At 71.1% G+C, this 16115-nt stretch carries 11 protein-coding genes and 1 pseudogene; 2 read left to right on the top strand and 10 right to left on the bottom strand.

Going from position 1 to position 16115, the window contains the following annotated elements; all coding sequences use genetic code 11:
* From AOK15_RS11335 to AOK15_RS11300, 8 genes are all read right to left on the bottom strand, one after another.
* Positions 1-2231, bottom strand: a 2231-nt coding sequence (locus AOK15_RS11335) for a galactose oxidase early set domain-containing protein (RefSeq protein WP_055515500.1), incomplete at its 3' end; no start/stop codon positions are given.
* Positions 2228-3508: a glycosyltransferase gene (locus AOK15_RS11330; RefSeq protein WP_055515499.1), complete on the bottom strand. Its 1281-nt coding sequence runs from the start codon at positions 3506-3508 to the stop codon at positions 2228-2230. The genes AOK15_RS11330 and AOK15_RS11335, both read right to left, overlap by 4 nt.
* On the bottom strand, positions 3505-5163 hold the full coding sequence (locus AOK15_RS11325) for an ArnT family glycosyltransferase (RefSeq protein WP_055515495.1): 1659 nt from the start codon (positions 5161-5163) through the stop codon (positions 3505-3507). Before AOK15_RS11325 ends, AOK15_RS11330 begins: the two co-directional genes overlap by 4 nt.
* Positions 5160-6422 carry a glycosyltransferase gene (locus AOK15_RS11320; protein WP_055515493.1) on the bottom strand — a complete coding sequence of 421 codons (1263 nt, stop codon included), beginning with the start codon at positions 6420-6422 and terminating at the stop codon, positions 5160-5162. The genes AOK15_RS11325 and AOK15_RS11320 overlap by 4 nt, the downstream gene beginning before the upstream one ends.
* Positions 6423-6656: 234 nt before the next feature.
* Positions 6657-8699, bottom strand: a complete 2043-nt coding sequence (locus AOK15_RS11315) for a thioredoxin domain-containing protein (RefSeq protein WP_055515491.1) — start codon at positions 8697-8699, stop codon at positions 6657-6659.
* 60 nt (positions 8700-8759) lie between these two features.
* Positions 8760-9539 (bottom strand): peptidoglycan recognition protein family protein, encoded by a 780-nt coding sequence (locus tag AOK15_RS11310; protein WP_055515489.1) that lies wholly within the window; start codon positions 9537-9539, stop codon positions 8760-8762.
* 93 nt (positions 9540-9632) lie between these two features.
* Positions 9633-10046, bottom strand: coding sequence for a peptidoglycan-binding domain-containing protein (locus AOK15_RS11305; RefSeq protein WP_055515487.1), 414 nt, complete (start codon positions 10044-10046; stop codon positions 9633-9635).
* A gap of 207 nt (positions 10047-10253) precedes the next feature.
* Complete coding sequence (locus AOK15_RS11300) at positions 10254-10718, bottom strand: peptidoglycan-binding domain-containing protein (RefSeq protein ID WP_055515481.1); 465 nt, start codon at positions 10716-10718, stop codon at positions 10254-10256.
* Positions 10719-10901: 183 nt separating this feature from the next.
* Between AOK15_RS11300 and AOK15_RS11295 the strand changes: the two genes are divergently transcribed.
* The gene (locus tag AOK15_RS11295) at positions 10902-11912 is read left to right on the top strand and encodes an ArsR/SmtB family transcription factor (RefSeq protein ID WP_055515478.1); all 1011 of its coding nucleotides are present in this window, start codon (positions 10902-10904) and stop codon (positions 11910-11912) included.
* A gap of 205 nt (positions 11913-12117) precedes the next feature.
* Complete coding sequence (locus tag AOK15_RS11290) at positions 12118-15363, top strand: tetratricopeptide repeat protein (protein WP_055515476.1); 3246 nt, start codon at positions 12118-12120, stop codon at positions 15361-15363.
* A gap of 201 nt (positions 15364-15564) precedes the next feature.
* On the opposite strand, the gene AOK15_RS11285 is transcribed toward AOK15_RS11290, so the two are convergent.
* Complete coding sequence (locus tag AOK15_RS11285; protein ID WP_055515474.1) at positions 15565-15825, bottom strand: hypothetical protein; 261 nt, start codon at positions 15823-15825, stop codon at positions 15565-15567.
* A gap of 21 nt (positions 15826-15846) precedes the next feature.
* A pseudogene (locus AOK15_RS11280) lies at positions 15847-16115 on the bottom strand (mycothiol conjugate amidase Mca); the annotation flags it as partial.

The following is a 16115-nucleotide window of genomic DNA, read 5'->3' as shown; positions in this document are numbered from 1 at the left end:
TCGGACGAGACCCCGTCCGCGAAGTCGTGGACGTGCGCGGACGGGGTCTCGTCCGAGGCCTTCGCGAGGGCCGACGGGCCTTGCAGGTGGACCCATTCCGCGACCGACGGGACGCCGTTCGCGTCGACCGCGAAGAGCATGTACCAGCCCGGCGGGGCCAGGTTCGGGTTGCTCGTCACGTTCAGGTCGACGTTGTCGCCGTCGACCGACAGCGGCAGGTCCACATAGCGCTGGTTCGGGTCGGAGGAGTGCGTCACCGCCGCGGGGCGGATCAGTTCCGCCTTCGCGATCGGACGGTCCACCGTGATGCGCTGCGTGTCCCCGTACACCCACTCCTTGTCGATCACCGACGTGATCTTCGGGCGGGCGCCCTTCAGGAGATACGGGGGTGTGTAGATCGACACGTTGTGGTTCCAGGAGCCGTTGCCGGGGTTGTCGCCCGTGGCCATGACGCGGCCGTCGGGGAGCAGGAACGCCGAGGAGTGGTAGCCGCGGGCCTCGGGGTCCGCGGCGACCGGGTCGAACGTGTTCGTCGCCGGGTCGTAGAGCGACGCCTCGAAGACCGGGTTGGCGCGGTTGTGGAGGCCGCCGCCCGTCTCCAGGACCTTGCCGTCGGGCAGGAGGACCGCGGAGACGTACATCTTGCCCTGGTTGCCCGTCTGGGCGACCTTGCCGGCGCCGAGGTCCACCGTGCCCTGCGGGATCGGCGGGCCGGCGACGTACGCCGGGTTCGGGGCCTTCAGGTCGATGATGTCCGTCAGACGGTTCGCCACCGGGTTCGACTCGATGTTGCCCCCGCCGAGGGTGAGGACCCTCTGGTCCTGGGCAGGGGGCAGCAGGACGCTCGCGGACTGGTCGCGTTCGTCCTTCCTCTGGAGCCCGGACACGGACGTGACCGTGTTCGCGCCGTAGTCGTAGATCGCCGAACCCGTGCCGGGGATGTTGTTGCCGAAGACATGGCTGCCCGAGTAGAAGAGGCGGCCGTCCTGCATGAGGATCATCGACGGGTACAGGCCCCAGTACGACCAGGTCTGGTTGACCTTCCAGAGTTCGAGCCACTTCTGCTCGGCGTCCGACCACAGTTCGGCCGTCACCGAACCCGTGGAGTCCTCGCGCAGCCCGCCGAACGAGATGACGTCACCGTTGCCGAGGATCGTCGCCGACGGGTACCAGTGGCCGTCGTTCATGTCGTTGGTCTTGCTGTACGTCTCGGTGACCGGGTCGAAGACGTACGAGTCCTTGTAGCCCTCGTAGCCGTGCGAGCCGTTGGCCGCCGGGTACGCCTTGTTGCCGCTCATCACCAGGACACGGCCGTCGTCGAGTTGGACGTGGCCCGCGCAGAACATGTCGTCGGGCGTCGGGATCTGCTTGTACGTACCCTTCTTCGGGTCGTAGACGGCCGAGGTGAACGTGCCCGCCTGGAACATCTCCTCGCTGTTGCCGGAGCCGGCGATCAGCAGCACCTTGCCGTTGTTGAGGACGACGGAGTGCATGGAGCGTACGGGGTTCCGGGTGGGCAGGACGTCCCAGCGCCCGTTCGCGCACTCCGCCGGTGTGCCAGTGCACTCGGGTTCCGGGACGGGGTCGGCGACCTGGTCCATCGTGTAGTCGTCGGTGGTGACCGAGCCGGTGCCGTAGACGGAGACACCCCAGGTGATGCGGTCGGTGCCGGCGGGCACCTCGGGGGTGCGGACCGACGCCCGGGTCCAGCCGGCCGCCAGGTCCAGCGTCTTCAGGTCGGTCCAGTACTGCCAGCCCGCGGTGGTGTCGTGCCGGAAGAGGGTGAGGGACGTGTCCGGCGTCGTCGACTTGTACCAGAGGCCCAGGTCGTACTGCTTGCCCACCGAGACCGACGGGGCGCAGGCCGCCGACTCGGTGATCAGGGCCTTGCGGTCGCCCGAGACCCGGCGGGTCAGCTCGACCTTCATGGCCTTGGTGCCGGAGTGGGCGTCCGCGACCGTGGTGAAGCTGAAGTCGTTGTCGCCCCAGCCGGACTTCTCCCAGCAGTACGGCATGTCGGCCGCGCCCGGCGGGCCCGCCGTCTCGAAGCCGGGGTTCTGGACGAGGTTGGCGGCGGACGCCGACTGGGGCGAGACGAGGAGGAGTCCCGCGGCGAGGGCGCCCACGGCCAGCAGGGCCGTCCTGCGTCTGGGGCCGTGCCCTGTCCGGGTTCCCGTACGGCTCTTGCCCGTCCGGCTCTTTCCCGTACGGCTCTTGAGACGGATCGTCATCGTGTTCTCCTTGCGGACTCGGCCGACCCCGACCGCTGCTCGGCCTTGGAGCTCCGGGCCGAACCGGGCCCCCCGCCGGCCTTCTGCTCCCCGCCGCGCTCCCCACGGCGAGGCTTCCTGCGGGGCAGGTAGACGAGCGCTTCCGTGCCCGCGAAGCGCAGGACGAACGTCGTCACCAGAGCGAGCGCCGTGGCGGGCAGCGCCCCCATGCCGAACTGGCCGACGAACAGGGCGATCAGCGGCATCCGCAGCACCAGGTCGGCGTTGGCGAGGACCGCGAACCGGCCGAGGCGGTCCCAGCCCCTGCGGTGCGCCCGCCGCTCACGGAAGCACAGGTGCTCGATGAGGAAGAAGTTCCAGACCACCCCGAGCTGGTTGGCGAGGATCTCGGCGGGGAGGTAGTGCATCCCCGCCGAGGTCAGCGCGTACAGGCCGGCCAGGTTAGGCAGGAAGCCGGTGATCCCGATCAGACCGAAGACGATCATGCGGGCCAGCGGGGATGCGGTGCGCAGGCCCGCCAGATGGCGCAGGAACCGGAAGCCCTCCTTGGCGGTCGACTTGGACTCGCCGGCGAAGCGGTCCTGGAAGACGAAGGGCACCTCGGTGACCCGGCGGGGACGGCTGCGCACGGCCAGTTCAAGGAGGATCTTGTAGCCGAGGGGCTGGAGGGTGTCCGCGGTGACGACGCTGCGGCGGATCGCGAAGAAGCCGCTCATCGGGTCGCTGATGCCGTGCAGCCGACGCGGGAACAGGGACTTGGTGAGCCAGGTGGCGCCACGGGAGACGGCGACGCGGTAGCTGCCGGCGAGTCCGGCGCGGCTGCCGCCCTTGATGTAGCGGGAGGCGACGACGAGGCCCGCCGACGAGCGCTCCCCCGTCGCGACCAGCTCGGGCACCAGGGACGGCGGATGCTGAAGGTCGCCGTCCATGACGACGATCCAGTCGGAGGTCGCGGCCTTCATGCCCTCGACGACGGCCCCGCCGAGCCCGCCCGTCGGGCGGTCGCGGTGCAGGACGGTCACCGGGAACGGGCAGTCCTGCGCGGCCTCGTTGATGACGTCGGGGGTGTCGTCGGTGGAGTCGTCGACGAAGACGACCTCGCAGGGCAGGCGGGAGGGCACCGTCTCGGTGATCCGGTGGAGCAGCTCCCGGACGTTGGCGGACTCGTTGAAGGTGGGGACGACGATGGTGACGGCCCCGGGCTCGGGCACCTCGGCGCCGCGCACCGCCGGATCGCCCAGCTCCCCCGGGACGACGGACTCGTAACCGCTGCTCATCGGTCGCCTCCCGCGGCCTGGATCCTGCGGATCTCGATGCGGTCCTCGCCGGTGCCGAAGGTGGCGACCGGTGTCGAGTTCTCCATCGCGGCCCTCACGTTGGGCAGGTCGACCGCGTCGCGCCGTACCGTCGGGGAGGCGACCACGTAGTCGAGGTCGCGCCAGCCGCGCGGCATCGTCTTCGTGACCGCGGGGTCGAGGTCCGCCTTGTAGAACCAGATGACGCCGAGACCGGGCCTGTAGCCCTCGTGGACGAGGTCGAGCCAGAGGGCGTCGTCGACGAGGACCCGGGTGCGGCCGGGGTCCTCGACCTCGCTGCCGAGCCACTTCGCGGCCTGCTGGTAGGGGGCGTTGGCGTCGAACGTCATGGCGGTGCGGTTGCCGTCGTACCAGCGGGGGACGACGTACAGGGCGGCCGCGGCGGCGAGGGCGACGGCCACCCCGTACCGCGTCCAGGTCAGCGGGCGCCTCTCCGTCGCGCTCCGTCGGCGGCGGAGGACCCCGTGGGTGACGCTCGCGGCGCCACCCGCGAGGACGAGGGCGAGGAAGGGCAGCGCCTGGATGACGTACATCGCGGGCAGATAGCCGGGGCGCAGGGCCATCCCGGCGAGGATCGCGACGGCGAGGGCGGGTCCGGCGAGGGCGCGGGCCGTCACCGACCAGCGCCAGGTGACCAGGAGCAGCAGGGCGCCTGCGAGTCCGCCGAGGGGCAGGACGCGGTCGTAGTAGAGCCAGGACTGGAGGACGCCGTACGAGCCGGTGCCCTCGGAGAGGATGAAGCCGGAGCCGGGTCGGCTCATCTGGTAGACGATGCCGTCCCAGAGGGAGACGTGGCCGGCGCCGGGGAACAGCTCGCCCTTGAGGAGGGCGAACAGAGGGTACGAGACGCCGATCAGGGTGCAGGCTGTGATGGCGCCGGTGAGGGCGAACTTGCGGGTGTCCCGGTGGCTGTGCCGCCACATGGTGAGCAGCACGGCGGGCAGGACGAGGAGCATCGTCTCCTTGGTGAGGACGGCCGCGGCGGCGGCGATGCCCGCGCCGAAGTGGTGCCAGAGGTGACGGCTCGGGGAGGCGGCGAGGCAGAACGCGAGCAGCGTCCACATGACCGCGATGTTGTCGAGGAAGATCTCCCGCTGGAGGACGACGGACAGCGGGGAGAGCCCGAAGAGGGCCATGCCGAGGCCGGCGGCCCAGCGGGGCAGCGACAGGCGGCGGCCGAGGACGTAGACAAGGATCGCGCTGACGGCGCTGACCACCAGCATCACCGCGCGCATCGAGCCGACGGTCATCGACTCGGGGGCGAGCTGGGCGGGGATCCAGGTCAGGACGGCGATCTGGATCCAGCCGAGGGGCGGGTGGTCGTACCAGTAGGTGTAGTGGGCGAGTCCTCTGCCTTCCTGCACCGCCCAGGCCTGGGCGAGGTAGGTGCCCTCGTCGTCGCTGAGGGTCGGGTAGTCGGCGATGTTCCAGCCCTGCACGATCATGATCCCCACGAGGAGGAGTCCGCACAGGAGCAGGTCGGGGCGCGCATCGCGCAGGCGGCCGGGCGAAGCGGAAGGAGTCGTTCGACCGGTCGAACGGGCTGTGGGCGCAGCTGTCCGCTGCGCGGGGACCGTGACTTCCGTCCTGGTCCCCGCGGGAAGTGTGGAGGTCACGCAGGAACGTCCTCTCGGTTCACGTTCGCGAGATGTGCGCCGACATGGCTGGTCAACTCCCAGTCGTTGCGGCCGCGTTGTTCGCGCCAGACGGCGCGGACGGCGGCGAGGGCGAGGAGCACCTGGTAGAAGGGGCCGCCCACGATGAGCTTGACGTAGTGGGAGAACCGGACGCGGAGGCCGTACTGCTTGCCGAAGTCGTGCAGTCCGACGACCTCGAACACGAAGGTCACGAGCGCGGTGACGGCCGGCAGGAAAGTGATGAAGGCGATGCCGACGGGCACGTCGAGGAAGAGCGCGACGGCCACGTTCAGCGGGATGATCACGCCGGAGACGGCCTGGAGGTACGGCGTCATGAGGGTGTAGCGGGCGAGCAACCGCTGCCGGAATCCTGGAAGTTGCTTCCAGTCCCGCTTGCGGTAGACCTGCAGGAAGCCCTGGTTCCAGCGGGTGCGCTGCTTCATCAGCGACATCAGGCTGCCGGGGGTCTCCTCGCGGGTGACCATGTCGGAGTCGTAGGCGACGACGACCTTCTTGCCGACGCTGGAGAGGCGTACACCGAGGTCGCAGTCCTCGGCGAGGCAGTCGGGGTCCCAGCCGCCGGCGTCGCGCAGCACTCCGGTGCGGACGAAGACGGTGTTGCCCCCGAGCGGGATGAACCCTTTCTGCGCGTGCAGGTGCAGTCGGGAGCGGAACCAGAAGAAGTACTCCAGGCAGTTACGCAGGCTGTACCAGCTGGAGTGGAAGTTGATCAGCTGCACCCCGCCCTGGACGACGTCCGCGCCGGTGGTGCGGAAGGCGTGGTCGACGTGGGAGAGCAGCTCCGGGTGGACCTGGTCCTCGGCGTCGAAAACACCGACGACGTCACCGCGGCAGTGCGGTAACGCCGTGTTCATCGCTTTCGGCTTGTTCTTCTTCTCATGGTGGTCGACGACGACGCGGACGCGCGGGTCGCGGGCCTCGGCCGCTCGGGCGACCGCCGTGGTCTCCGGATCGTCGTGGCCGACGATCACGATGATCTCGAAGTCGTCGTGGCCGGATTCCAGTAGTCGTTGGATGGTGTGGTCGAGCACGGCCTGTTCATGGCGTGCGGGCAGCAGCAGCGAGAAGGACACATGTTCGTCCCCGTCGGGTCTGCTGAACCGGGTGGAGGCGAGCACCTCGGGCGTGCGCCACGCGTGCATCTGCCACCACAGGGTGAAGGCCGCCATCCAGAACAAGGCCAGCGAGACGACGGCAATGAAGACTGACGTCAGCAAGAAAGATCCCCCCAGATCCCAAATCCCCCTGTCACGACCGGAGTTGCCGCCCCTGACGGAGTGTCACTCCGGCCGTGTACCAGTGCAGAAGACTAGGGGGAAACTGTGAATCCCGTGGACCCTTCCGATAAATAGCGTGTTTCCGAACGACAGACACCACAAACGGACGAGTCCGAACACTCACCCAATTCCAGCCAGTTGTTCGACCTCGCCTCCGCACGTCAGGGGCGCTTTTCAGCCGTTCAGCGCTGTTCGAAGGGCCGTACGAAGACGGTCGGTGTCCGTCGTGGGCGCGTCACAGGTGAAGTCACGGCAGACGTACGCCGCCGGTGCACCGCCGACGAGCGGACGGTCGGCGAGCAGCGGCAACTCGTCACTGCCCTCGGCCCCCACGGCGACGACCGCGCCCGGCGCCGTGGCGAGCAGGGCCGTACGGTGCAGTTCCCTCGTCCGCGGGTCACCGTCCGGTCCGACGATCGCGACCTCCCGGGGCCCGTCGAGCAGGGCCTCCGCGGTGGCGAGCCCCCAGCCGGTGAACCTGGGTGCCCGCGGCCCGAGCGCCTTCACCACGCCCAACGCCCGCTCGGCGGCGGTCCGATGGGGCTCGGACCCGGTGTGCGCGGCATACCCGAGCAGCGCCCCGGCCGCCGCGCTCCACCCCGAGGGGACGGCGTTGTCGGTGGGGTCCTGGGGCCGCCGGATGAGCTTCTCCGCGTCGGCCGCCGTGTCGTACAGCGCGCCCGACTCCTCGTCGACGAACCGGACGAGCACATGGTCGAGCAGGAACCCCGCGAACTCCAGCCACACGCCCTCACCGGTCACGGAGGCGAGCGCCAGGAACCCCTCGGCGACGTCCGCGTAGTCCTCCAGCACCCCCGCGTGGGCCCCGGCCTGCCCGTCCCTGCTGGTGCGGGCGAGCCGTGCCTTCTCGTCCAGGTGCAGCCGTACGAGAAGGTCGGCTGCGGTGATGGCGGCGTCCACGAGGTCGGGCCGGTCGAAGTAGGCGCCGGTCTCGGACAGCGCGGCGACGGCGAGCCCGTTCCAGGCGGCGACGACCTTGTCGTCCCGGCCGGGGGCTGGGCGCTCCGCGCGGGCGCTCAGCAGCCGCTCCTTGACCGACGCGATGCGCTCCGCGTCGAACACGCCCTCGTGCTGGGGGAGTTGCAGGACGGAGGCGCCGTGTTCGAAGGTGCCCTCCTCGGTGACGCCGAAGTACTGGGCGGCGAGCCTCCCGTCCTCCTCCCCCAGCACCTCGGTCAGCTGCTCCGGGGTCCACACGTAGAAGGCGCCCTCGACGTGACGGCCGGTGCCGTCGTCACTGTCGGCGTCCAGCGCGGAGGCGAACCCGCCCTCGGCGGTGCGCAGTTCGCGGACCATGAAGTCGGCGGTCTCCAACGCGACCCGCCGGGCCAGCTCGGAGCCGGTGGCCCGCCACAGGTGGGCGTAGACCCGGCAGAGCAGGGCGTTGTCGTACAGCATCTTCTCGAAGTGCGGCACGACCCACTCGCGGTCCACGGAGTAGCGGGCGAAGCCGCCGCCGAGCTGGTCGTAGATGCCGCCGCGGGCCATGCGTTCACAGGTGTCCCGCGCCATCTCCAGGGCGCCCTCGGAGCCGGTGCGGGCGGCGTGCCGCAGCAGGAACTCGACCACCATGGACGGCGGGAACTTCGGCGCCCCGCCGAAACCGCCGTGGGAGGCGTCGTACTCGCGGGTGAGGCCGAGCAGCGCCTGGGAGAGGTCCTGCTCGCCGGGGACCTCCACGGCGGCGAACTTCAGCTCCCGGCCGGCCAGGTCCCGGACGATCTTCCCGGCCACCTCGGCGACCTCGTCCCGCCGGTCCGCCCAGGCCGCCCGCACGCCCTCCAGCACCTGCCGGAAGGAGGGCATGCCGTGGCGGGGCGCCGGCGGGAAGTACGTACCGAAGTAGAAGGGCTCCGCGTCCGGCGTGAGGAACACGGTCATGGGCCAGCCGCCGTGCCCGGTGGCAGCCTGCACCGCCTCCATGTACACGGCGTCGACGTCGGGCCGCTCCTCGCGGTCGACCTTGACGTTGACGAAGTGGGCGTTGAGGTAGGCGGCGGTCTCGTCGTCCTCGAAGGACTCGTGGGCCATGACGTGGCACCAGTGGCAGGAGCTGTAGCCCACGCTCAGCAGGATGGGGACGCCGCGCCGCCGGGCCTCCTCGAACGCCGCCGGCTCCCAGGGCCACCAGTCGACAGGGTTGTCCGCGTGCTGAAGGAGGTACGGGGACGTGGACTGCGCGAGTCGATTGGACATACCTCCATCCTTGCGCACCCACCGGACCGCTGCCCGTGCGGCACGGGGGTGAGTGCCGGGTCACCCGGCCATCAGGGCCGCGACCTCCTCGCGGAGGGACGGCATGGCGGTGTACAGCGAGCCGGGGCAGTCGGTGTTCGCCCAGTGACGGTGCCCGCCGATCGCGGGCGCGACCCGGCTGACGCCGCTGACGGGGTTGCGGTAGGCCACCTTGCCCAGGGGATCGATCCGGTGGCGCTCGGCGAGTTCGGCGAGGAGCCGGACCAGCGTGGCGCGGGCGGCGGCGGACGCGGGCCGGTCGGTCAGCGTGCCCAGCAGCGCGATGCCGACGTTCCCGGAGTTGTAGCCCTGCACGTGTGCCCCGGTGACGAGCCGCCCCCCGGCGTCATGGGCGGGCGTGCCGTCGGTGCCGGACCAGCGCCCCTCGTACACCCTGCCGTTCTCGTCGATCAGGTAGTTGTAGCCGATGTCGCCGTAGTCGTCGGCGCCGACCGCCTCCTCGCGGTAGATCGCGCGCACCCGGGCGGCCGGGTCCGGGTCGGTGCTGCCGTCGGCGGTGTGGTGGACGGTGAGCGTCTGGACCGGGTGGTACTCGGGCGGCCAGAGTTCCCTGCCGTCGGCGGCGAAGCGCAGCGTTTCGTCCGCGCCCCAGTCCCTGCGGGTCAGCAGCGTGTACGGCGCCGCCGGGGCGGCTGCCGCCGGCGACGGGCCGATGACCACGGCCGAGGCGGCGGCTCCGAGGGCCGTCAGGAGCACCCGCCGGGGCAAGGGGGAGGCCGGGAAGGCCGGGAAGGCCCCCTGCCGTCCGCTTCGGGAGCCTGTGGAGTCCGAGTGCCTCATCGTGCGCTTCTCCCTGTCCGTCTCAAGCGTCGTGTCCTGCCTGGCCCGCCCGTTCCGCGGGTTCCGTGTGTTCCGCGTGTTCCGCGTGTTCCTCTATTCCGCCTGCTCAGCGCCTTCGGCTGCGGGGTGCTGGAAGGCGCACTCCGGCTTGGGGGTGTAGAGCCGGGACCAGGTGCTGGGGCCGACGATGCCGTCGGGACCGCCCGTGGTCCCGTTGCAGTTCTGTACCCAGCGGACGGCGTCCTGGGTCTTCGGACCGTAGGTCCCGTCCTCCTCCAGCCAACGGGTGTAGCCGCTGTACTGGTTGACGAGGCACTGCACCTGACGCACCGCGGGGCTCACGTCGCCCGGGCGGACCGTGGGCCGGGCGGAGTCGTCGATGTGATTGCAGTGGGGCTCGGACGGCGCGGCGCTCGCCGCGGGCGCCCCGGTCAGGAGCGTTCCGGCGGCCAGTACGACGATCGCGGCGATACGGAGGCGCTCTGAGCGGTGGATGCGTAGGCGCATGGCTTCCCCCCTGGGTCGGGTGACTGCCCAGGGTGGACGTTGCCCCCTGAGAGCGGATGTTGGCCTGTGAGCGGATGTTCCCCTGAGAACAGGTGGCTGTCGTCTGCCGGGGCAGGCCGAGGCCGGCCGTCGGCCCGTTGTCGGCCCCACCGAGCGGCGCGCGGCCCGGCGAGGCCGGGGTGCGCCGCTCGGCTCGGGACCAGGGCACTAGTAGTTGTTCACGCACCAGTTGGCGAAGGTCTTGAACGCCGCCTGGGTCTGGGGTCCGGCCTGGCCGTCGATCTCACCGGCGTAACCCCAGCCGTTGTTCTTCAGGAAGCGCTGCAGCGCGCTCACCGTGCCGCTGCCGACGATCCCGTCGATGGACCCCCCGTAGCCGTGGTGCGCCTTGAGGTGACGCTGGAAGGCCTTCCAGCTGTCGGTGCCCAACTGCCCGTCGATCGAGTCGTTGTAGTCCCACTCGGCCCTCAGCCAGCGCTGGACGCCCTTGGCCTGGTTGGTGCTCAGGCCGAGGTTGACCACCGCGAGAACCGAGGCGTCGGCGGTCACCGCCTGCCGCGGAGCAGACTCGGACGCCGCGAAGCTGGTGCTCGCACCGGCCAGGGCCCCGGCGGCAATTCCGACGACGGCGGTGAGGCTGACAAGCGTCCGGGCCATGACATTCGGTCGCATTCGTTCCCCCTTGGGGTCGTAGGGCGGCACCCGAAGCTATTGCCGTACGGGATGCCACGGTCCCTTCCGGATTGGTTTTCGGCCGATCCGTATCGGGCTCTGTGCGCACCTTGTCAGCCGCCCCGCCGCATCGAAATAATTTTGCGTCTGAGCGCAAAAGCCCAGTTCCACGACGGGAATTGAATGCTCCGCATACACTTCACGGACGCCGATCTCGCACGCGTCCAGGTCGCGCCCCGACCTGATCCGCTCTGGGAGATCTTTTTCAGCCTCCTCCGCTTCCAAAGCCGTCGGGGCCTGTGGTCCTACGCGGACTGGCATCGGACCGCCCGCGCGGATCTGCACGAGAAAGGGATCGCACCCGCCGTCCGTAAGGTATTGCTGCCCCTTTACCCGCGTGGCGCCTATTTCCCGGATTTCCTGACACCGGGCGAATCATCCGAGGGCCTGGAGGCGGGTCTTGACGCGGTCCTGGGCGTTCCCCGCCGCCGCGTCCTGCGGGAACTGGCCGTTCTGGACCGGGTGAGCGGTGCGCCCACGTGGTCCCGGGGGCTGGCCGACAGCCGGGAGCGCAAGGAGTTCGTCCACACGATGCGGACCTACTACGACGTCGCCATCCACCCCCACGGCGAGCGCATCCAGGCGCACGTCGACGCCGACCGCTCGGTCCGTGCCCGCGCCCTGCTGGAGGGCGGCGTCCACGGTCTCCTGGCCGGGCTGGGACCGTACATGCGCTGGCAACCCCCCACGCTGTCGGTGGAGTACGCCGCCGAGGACCGTGATCTGTACTTACGGGGGCGGGGCCTCACGCTCGTGCCGTCGTACTTCTGCTGGGGTGGCCCGGTGTCGCTGGCCGATTCCGATCTTCCGCCCGTCCTCGCCTATCCGCTGCGTCATCGGGCTCCCCGCACCGACGACGCCGAGGCCCGGCAGGCACGGGCTCCGCTCTCCGCGTTGCTCGGCACGACCCGCGCCGTCATCCTCCAGGCGACCGTGACCGGCGCCACGACCGGTGAACTCGCCCGAGCCGCAGGGGTCTCGGCGGCCGCCGCCACCCGCCACACCACGGTCCTGCGCGACGCGGGCCTCATCATCAGTCACCGCCAGGGCCAGTCCGTCCTGCACACCCTGGCCCCCGCCGGCGCCGCCCTGCTGCGGACCGGCACCCGAAGCCCTCGTACGGAACCGATCTGACCCTCCGTCCGCCACGACCGCCGTCGTGGCGCGCGCGGAACGCGGTGTGCGCGTAAGGCGGCACATGGGAACGCCGTCCATGCGTCCGCACGAACGCCTGTGCGCCCGCGCATGCGACCCCGGGCTGATCCATGCCCTCTCGCCAGTGCGCCCCATCCGCTCCACACTGGCCTGGGAAAGCCGTTTCGGCGAAGGGGGACGTGTGATGCGGGACAGCCACCGGGGGGAGGCCGAACGGCTGTTGGTCCGGGCGGTCGAGGAGGAGGTCCGCAGGTCGGGTGGCCGTACCGACGGAGTCGTCCTGCTGGGGCGCGCACGGGCCGCCCTGGACACGATGGCGCAGAACGCGGCGGAGGAGTACGAGGCGTACACCCGCGCACTGGACGAGTCGGAGGCGGGCCGGCCGACCTTCGGCCAGCGCTACGCACGGGAGGGCTCCGGAACTCCCCTGCTGGTGGCGGCCGTCGCCGCCGGCACCGCCGTGGTGACGGACCTGGCGTTCGGCGTCGACGCGGGCACCGCCGTCAGCACCGGTCTGATCGTCGGTGTCGCGAGCGCCGTCGCGACGGTCCTGAAGGTGACCGCCTCGCATCTGCCGGCCGCGCACCACCACGCGGGAGCCCTGGGCCAGCCCGGCGGCCCGGAGCAGCTGCGGTTGCAGTGGCTGACGGCGCTGGAGGTGCGCGGCATACGCCCGTTCCTGGACCAGCAGCGGGTCCTGACCGCCTCCACCGCGAAGAAGAACGCGCCGCGGCTGCGGGGCGCCGACAAGAGCGCGGCGGCCCGCCGGCGCAATGTACTGGAGCAGTCCTTCGCCCAACTACCGGAGAGGGACGACCGGTTCGCGGGCCGGCGGGCGGAGATGGCGAAGATCCGCCAGTGGGTGCAGGCGGCCCGCGCCGAGACCGAGACCCGGCCGACGGTGGTCGTCCTGCACGGTGTGCCCGGCTCCGGCCGTACCACGCTCGCCGTCCACGCCTCCCACGATCTGCGGGACCACTTCCGCGGTGCCTGCGTCGTCGATCTGCGCGCCGACAGCCCCGAGGAGACCCCGCTGTCGACACGGGACGCGCTGATGCATCTGCTGAACCGGCTCGGCGCGCCCCGCGAGCAGTTGCTGTTCCGTGAGCGCACCTCGCAGGACCAGCAGGTCAAGCGGTTGAGCGAGCTGTACCACCAGCATCTGACGGCGCTGCCGGTCACGATCGTCCTGGACGACGCCTCCGACCCCGAGCAGGTCCGCACCCTCGTCCCCGAACGCTCCGACAGCCTCGTCCTCGTCACCGCCCGCGCCCCGCTGGCGCTGCCCGCCGGCCTCCCCGCCTGGGTGCACCAGCTGCCCGTCGAGGCGCTGGACGGCGACGACACGCGGGAACTGCTGGGCACGGCGGCCCAGGACGCCTCCGCCCTGTCGGCCGGGGCGCACGAGGGCTCGGCCCCGACGGGCTCCGCGCCCGCGCACGACATCGAATCCCTCTCCCGTATCCGGCAGTTGTGCGGCGGACTGCCGCTCGCGCTGCGCGTCGCCGGTTCGTCCCTCGGCCCGCGCACACCACGCCGGCTCGCCACGGACCTGGGCGCGTACGGTCCGGTCGAGCCGGTCGAGCGCGCCCTGTGGCTGCGGTACACCGACCAGTCGGAGCCGTCCCGCCGACTGCTGCGCAGGCTGGCGCTGGCGGGCCGGGCCTCCCTGGGCGCGGCGGCGGCCGCGTCGCTGCTCGCCACGGACGAGACGGAGGCGACCCGCCATCTCACCGCGCTGGCCCGCGCCGGGCTGATCGACCATGTGCACGGCAACCGGTACCGGCTGCACGACCTGGTGCGCGCGTTCGCGCAGGCCCGGCTGGTGGACGAGGAGGAGCCGAGCGAGCGCACGGCCGCGCAGGAGCGGCTGATCGTCACGTACGCGGACCTCGCCGACTCGGTGCTCCGCCTGGTCGACGGCAACATGTCGACCCGCTCGGACCGCTTCGGCTCGCACGGCTTCGTGTCGCTGGACGAGGCGCTGCGCTGGCTGGACGACGAGACGAGCTTCATCACCTCCACGCTGCGGCACGCGGAGGGCGTGAACCAGGCCGCCGTCCTCAGCCTGCTGGGCGCGCTGTGCGACTACTGCCTGCTGCGCGGCGACCTCTACCGCCTCGGTGAGCTGAGCGAGCTGGCCCAGTCGGTGGACCAGGGGCTGCTGACCCGCTCGGTGCAGTGGCGTACGGGTATCGCGGCCCGTCAGCTGGGCGAGCTGGACAAGGCCCGTACGACACTGGCGTCGGTGGTCGACCTGTACATGGAGACCAACCACGACGCGGGCGCCGCCCGAGCCCTGTGCTCCCTCGGCATCACCCTGCACCACCAGGGCAATCTGACCGAGGCGGCGGCCAAGCTGCACGAGGCCCTGGACATGCAGGCGGTCCCCCAGCTGGCCGCCGACCGCGCCTGGACGATGCACGCGCTGGCGGCGGTGGAACGCGACCGCTCCCGGCTCGCCGACTCGCTGGACCTGCTGACCCGCGCCCTCGTCGTCCACCGTCAGCAGGAGTCCCTGCACGGCGAGGGCTGGGCGCACTTCCAGCTCGGCCAGCTGCTGCTGCGCATGGGCGACGTCCCGCGCGCGGAGGGCGAGCTGCGCACCGCGCTGGACCTGTTCGGCCGCACCCGTGACCCGCGGGGCCAGGCATGGAGCATGACGCAGCTCGCGCGGGCCCGTCTCGTCGCCGGCGACCCCTCCGCCGCCGTCGACGGCCTGCGTCAGGCACTCACCCACCACCGCGACAACGAGGACGCCCGCGGCGAGGCGTGGACCGGCTACTACCTGGGCCAGTCGCTGGAGGAGACCGGCAACCTCGACCAGGCGGTCAGGGAGCTGGAGCGGTCACGGACGATGTTCTCGCGGATGCGTGACGTGTACGGCCTGGCCTGCGCCCGGCACCACTCGGCACGCGTCACCCGGGACCAGCGGGCCGTGCAGACGGGGTCGCTGCGCAACTCGGGCTTCGCCCGTCAGCTGCTGGTGGACGCCCGCGCCGACTTCCAGCGCATCGGCGTCGCCCATGGCGAGGCGTGGACGTGTCTGGAACTTGCGGTCGTGGACGCCGGCAACGCCCGCATCCCGCAGTCGCTCGCCCTGTGCGACGAGGCCACGCGCCTCTTCGCCTCCTACGGCGACCGCCGCGGCGAGGACTGGGCGCGCTTCCTGCGCTGCACGATGCTGCCGTACGGCGCACCGGGCGGCGTCGAGATCGGCACGGCCGTGGCGCAGGAGGAACTCGCCCAGCTGTCCCGCACGCCCCACCCGCTGCGTGACGAGAAGCTCACCGAGTACATCGAGGCGTACGAGCTGCTCCTCGAACGCGGGGTGAACCTGGAGGCCGGCTGGCGCGCCTGGACCCTGGGCATGGTCCCGAACCGGCACGCCCGCGAGGTGATGGGGGTGGCGGTGACGGCGGGCCAGTGACGACGTGACCGCGCGGGCCGACGGTGGCGGGCCGATGGCGGGCCGGTGACCGCGGGCGGGCGGGCGGCAGCACAGCATGACTCCATGACCCGGTGCCGGTTCCGACGTCGGTGTCGGTGTCTGCCGATGTCGGTGCGGTCGCGGTGTCACGGAATCATGCCGTGGGACCGGCGCGGGAGGCTCAGCCCTTCGCGAGGGCGGTCAGCCCTTCGCCGGAGACGCCTTCCCGGACGCCGGGGATGTGCCGACCGTGCCGGCCCCCTTGCCGGAGGCGGCCGGGTCGGGCGTCTCCTCGAAGTCGACCTTGCCCATGTGCTTGCTCATGGACTTCATCAGGCCCCAGACGGCCAGGGCCATCACCGCGAAGACGATGAAGCCGAGGACGCCGGGGGTGACCTTGTCCTTGTCCAGCTCCTTGGCGAGGGGGAGGACGTGCGTGGTGACTGCCAGGCTGAAGCTCATGTCTGGCATTGTCCCCCAGGGCTAGCGGATGCCCGCAAAGAGGTCGTCCTCCGGGAGCGAGGTGTCCACGAGGGACTTCGCGAGCTCGTACTCCTCGGTGGGCCAGACCTCCTTCTGGATCTCCATCGGGACGCGGAACCAGCCGCCGTCGGGGTCGATCTGCGTGGCGTGGGCGATGAGGGCCTTGTCACGGATCTCGAAGAACTCGGCGCACGGGATGTGCGTGGTCAGCGTGCGGTTCCTGTGGTCCGACTCGTCCCACCGCTTGAGCCAGTCCCCGTACGGGGACT

Origin of the sequence: Streptomyces ossamyceticus, from assembly GCF_001418475.1 — a bacterium.
In the GTDB taxonomy this organism is placed as follows: Bacteria; Actinomycetota; Actinomycetes; order Streptomycetales; family Streptomycetaceae; genus Streptomyces; species Streptomyces ossamyceticus.
The sequence above is the reverse complement of the archived record's forward strand: the minus strand, read 5'-3'. Positions and strand labels throughout refer to the sequence as shown.

Bases quoted from the DNA above. Each gene is read 5' to 3' on its own strand.
- AOK15_RS11330 (WP_055515499.1), bottom strand. From the start codon at position 3,508: ATGAGCAGCGGTTACGAGTCCGTCGTCCCGGGGGAGCTGGGCGATCCG.
- AOK15_RS11315 (WP_055515491.1), bottom strand. From the start codon at position 8,699: ATGTCCAATCGACTCGCGCAGTCCACGTCCCCGTACCTCCTTCAGCAC.
- AOK15_RS11310 (WP_055515489.1), bottom strand. From the start codon at position 9,539: ATGAGGCACTCGGACTCCACAGGCTCCCGAAGCGGACGGCAGGGGGCC.
- AOK15_RS11305 (WP_055515487.1), bottom strand. From the start codon at position 10,046: ATGCGCCTACGCATCCACCGCTCAGAGCGCCTCCGTATCGCCGCGATC.
- AOK15_RS11300 (WP_055515481.1), bottom strand. From the start codon at position 10,718: ATGCGACCGAATGTCATGGCCCGGACGCTTGTCAGCCTCACCGCCGTC.
- AOK15_RS11295 (WP_055515478.1), top strand. From the start codon at position 10,902: ATGCTCCGCATACACTTCACGGACGCCGATCTCGCACGCGTCCAGGTC.
- AOK15_RS11290 (WP_055515476.1), top strand. From the start codon at position 12,118: ATGCGGGACAGCCACCGGGGGGAGGCCGAACGGCTGTTGGTCCGGGCG.
- AOK15_RS11285 (WP_055515474.1), bottom strand. From the start codon at position 15,825: ATGAGCTTCAGCCTGGCAGTCACCACGCACGTCCTCCCCCTCGCCAAG.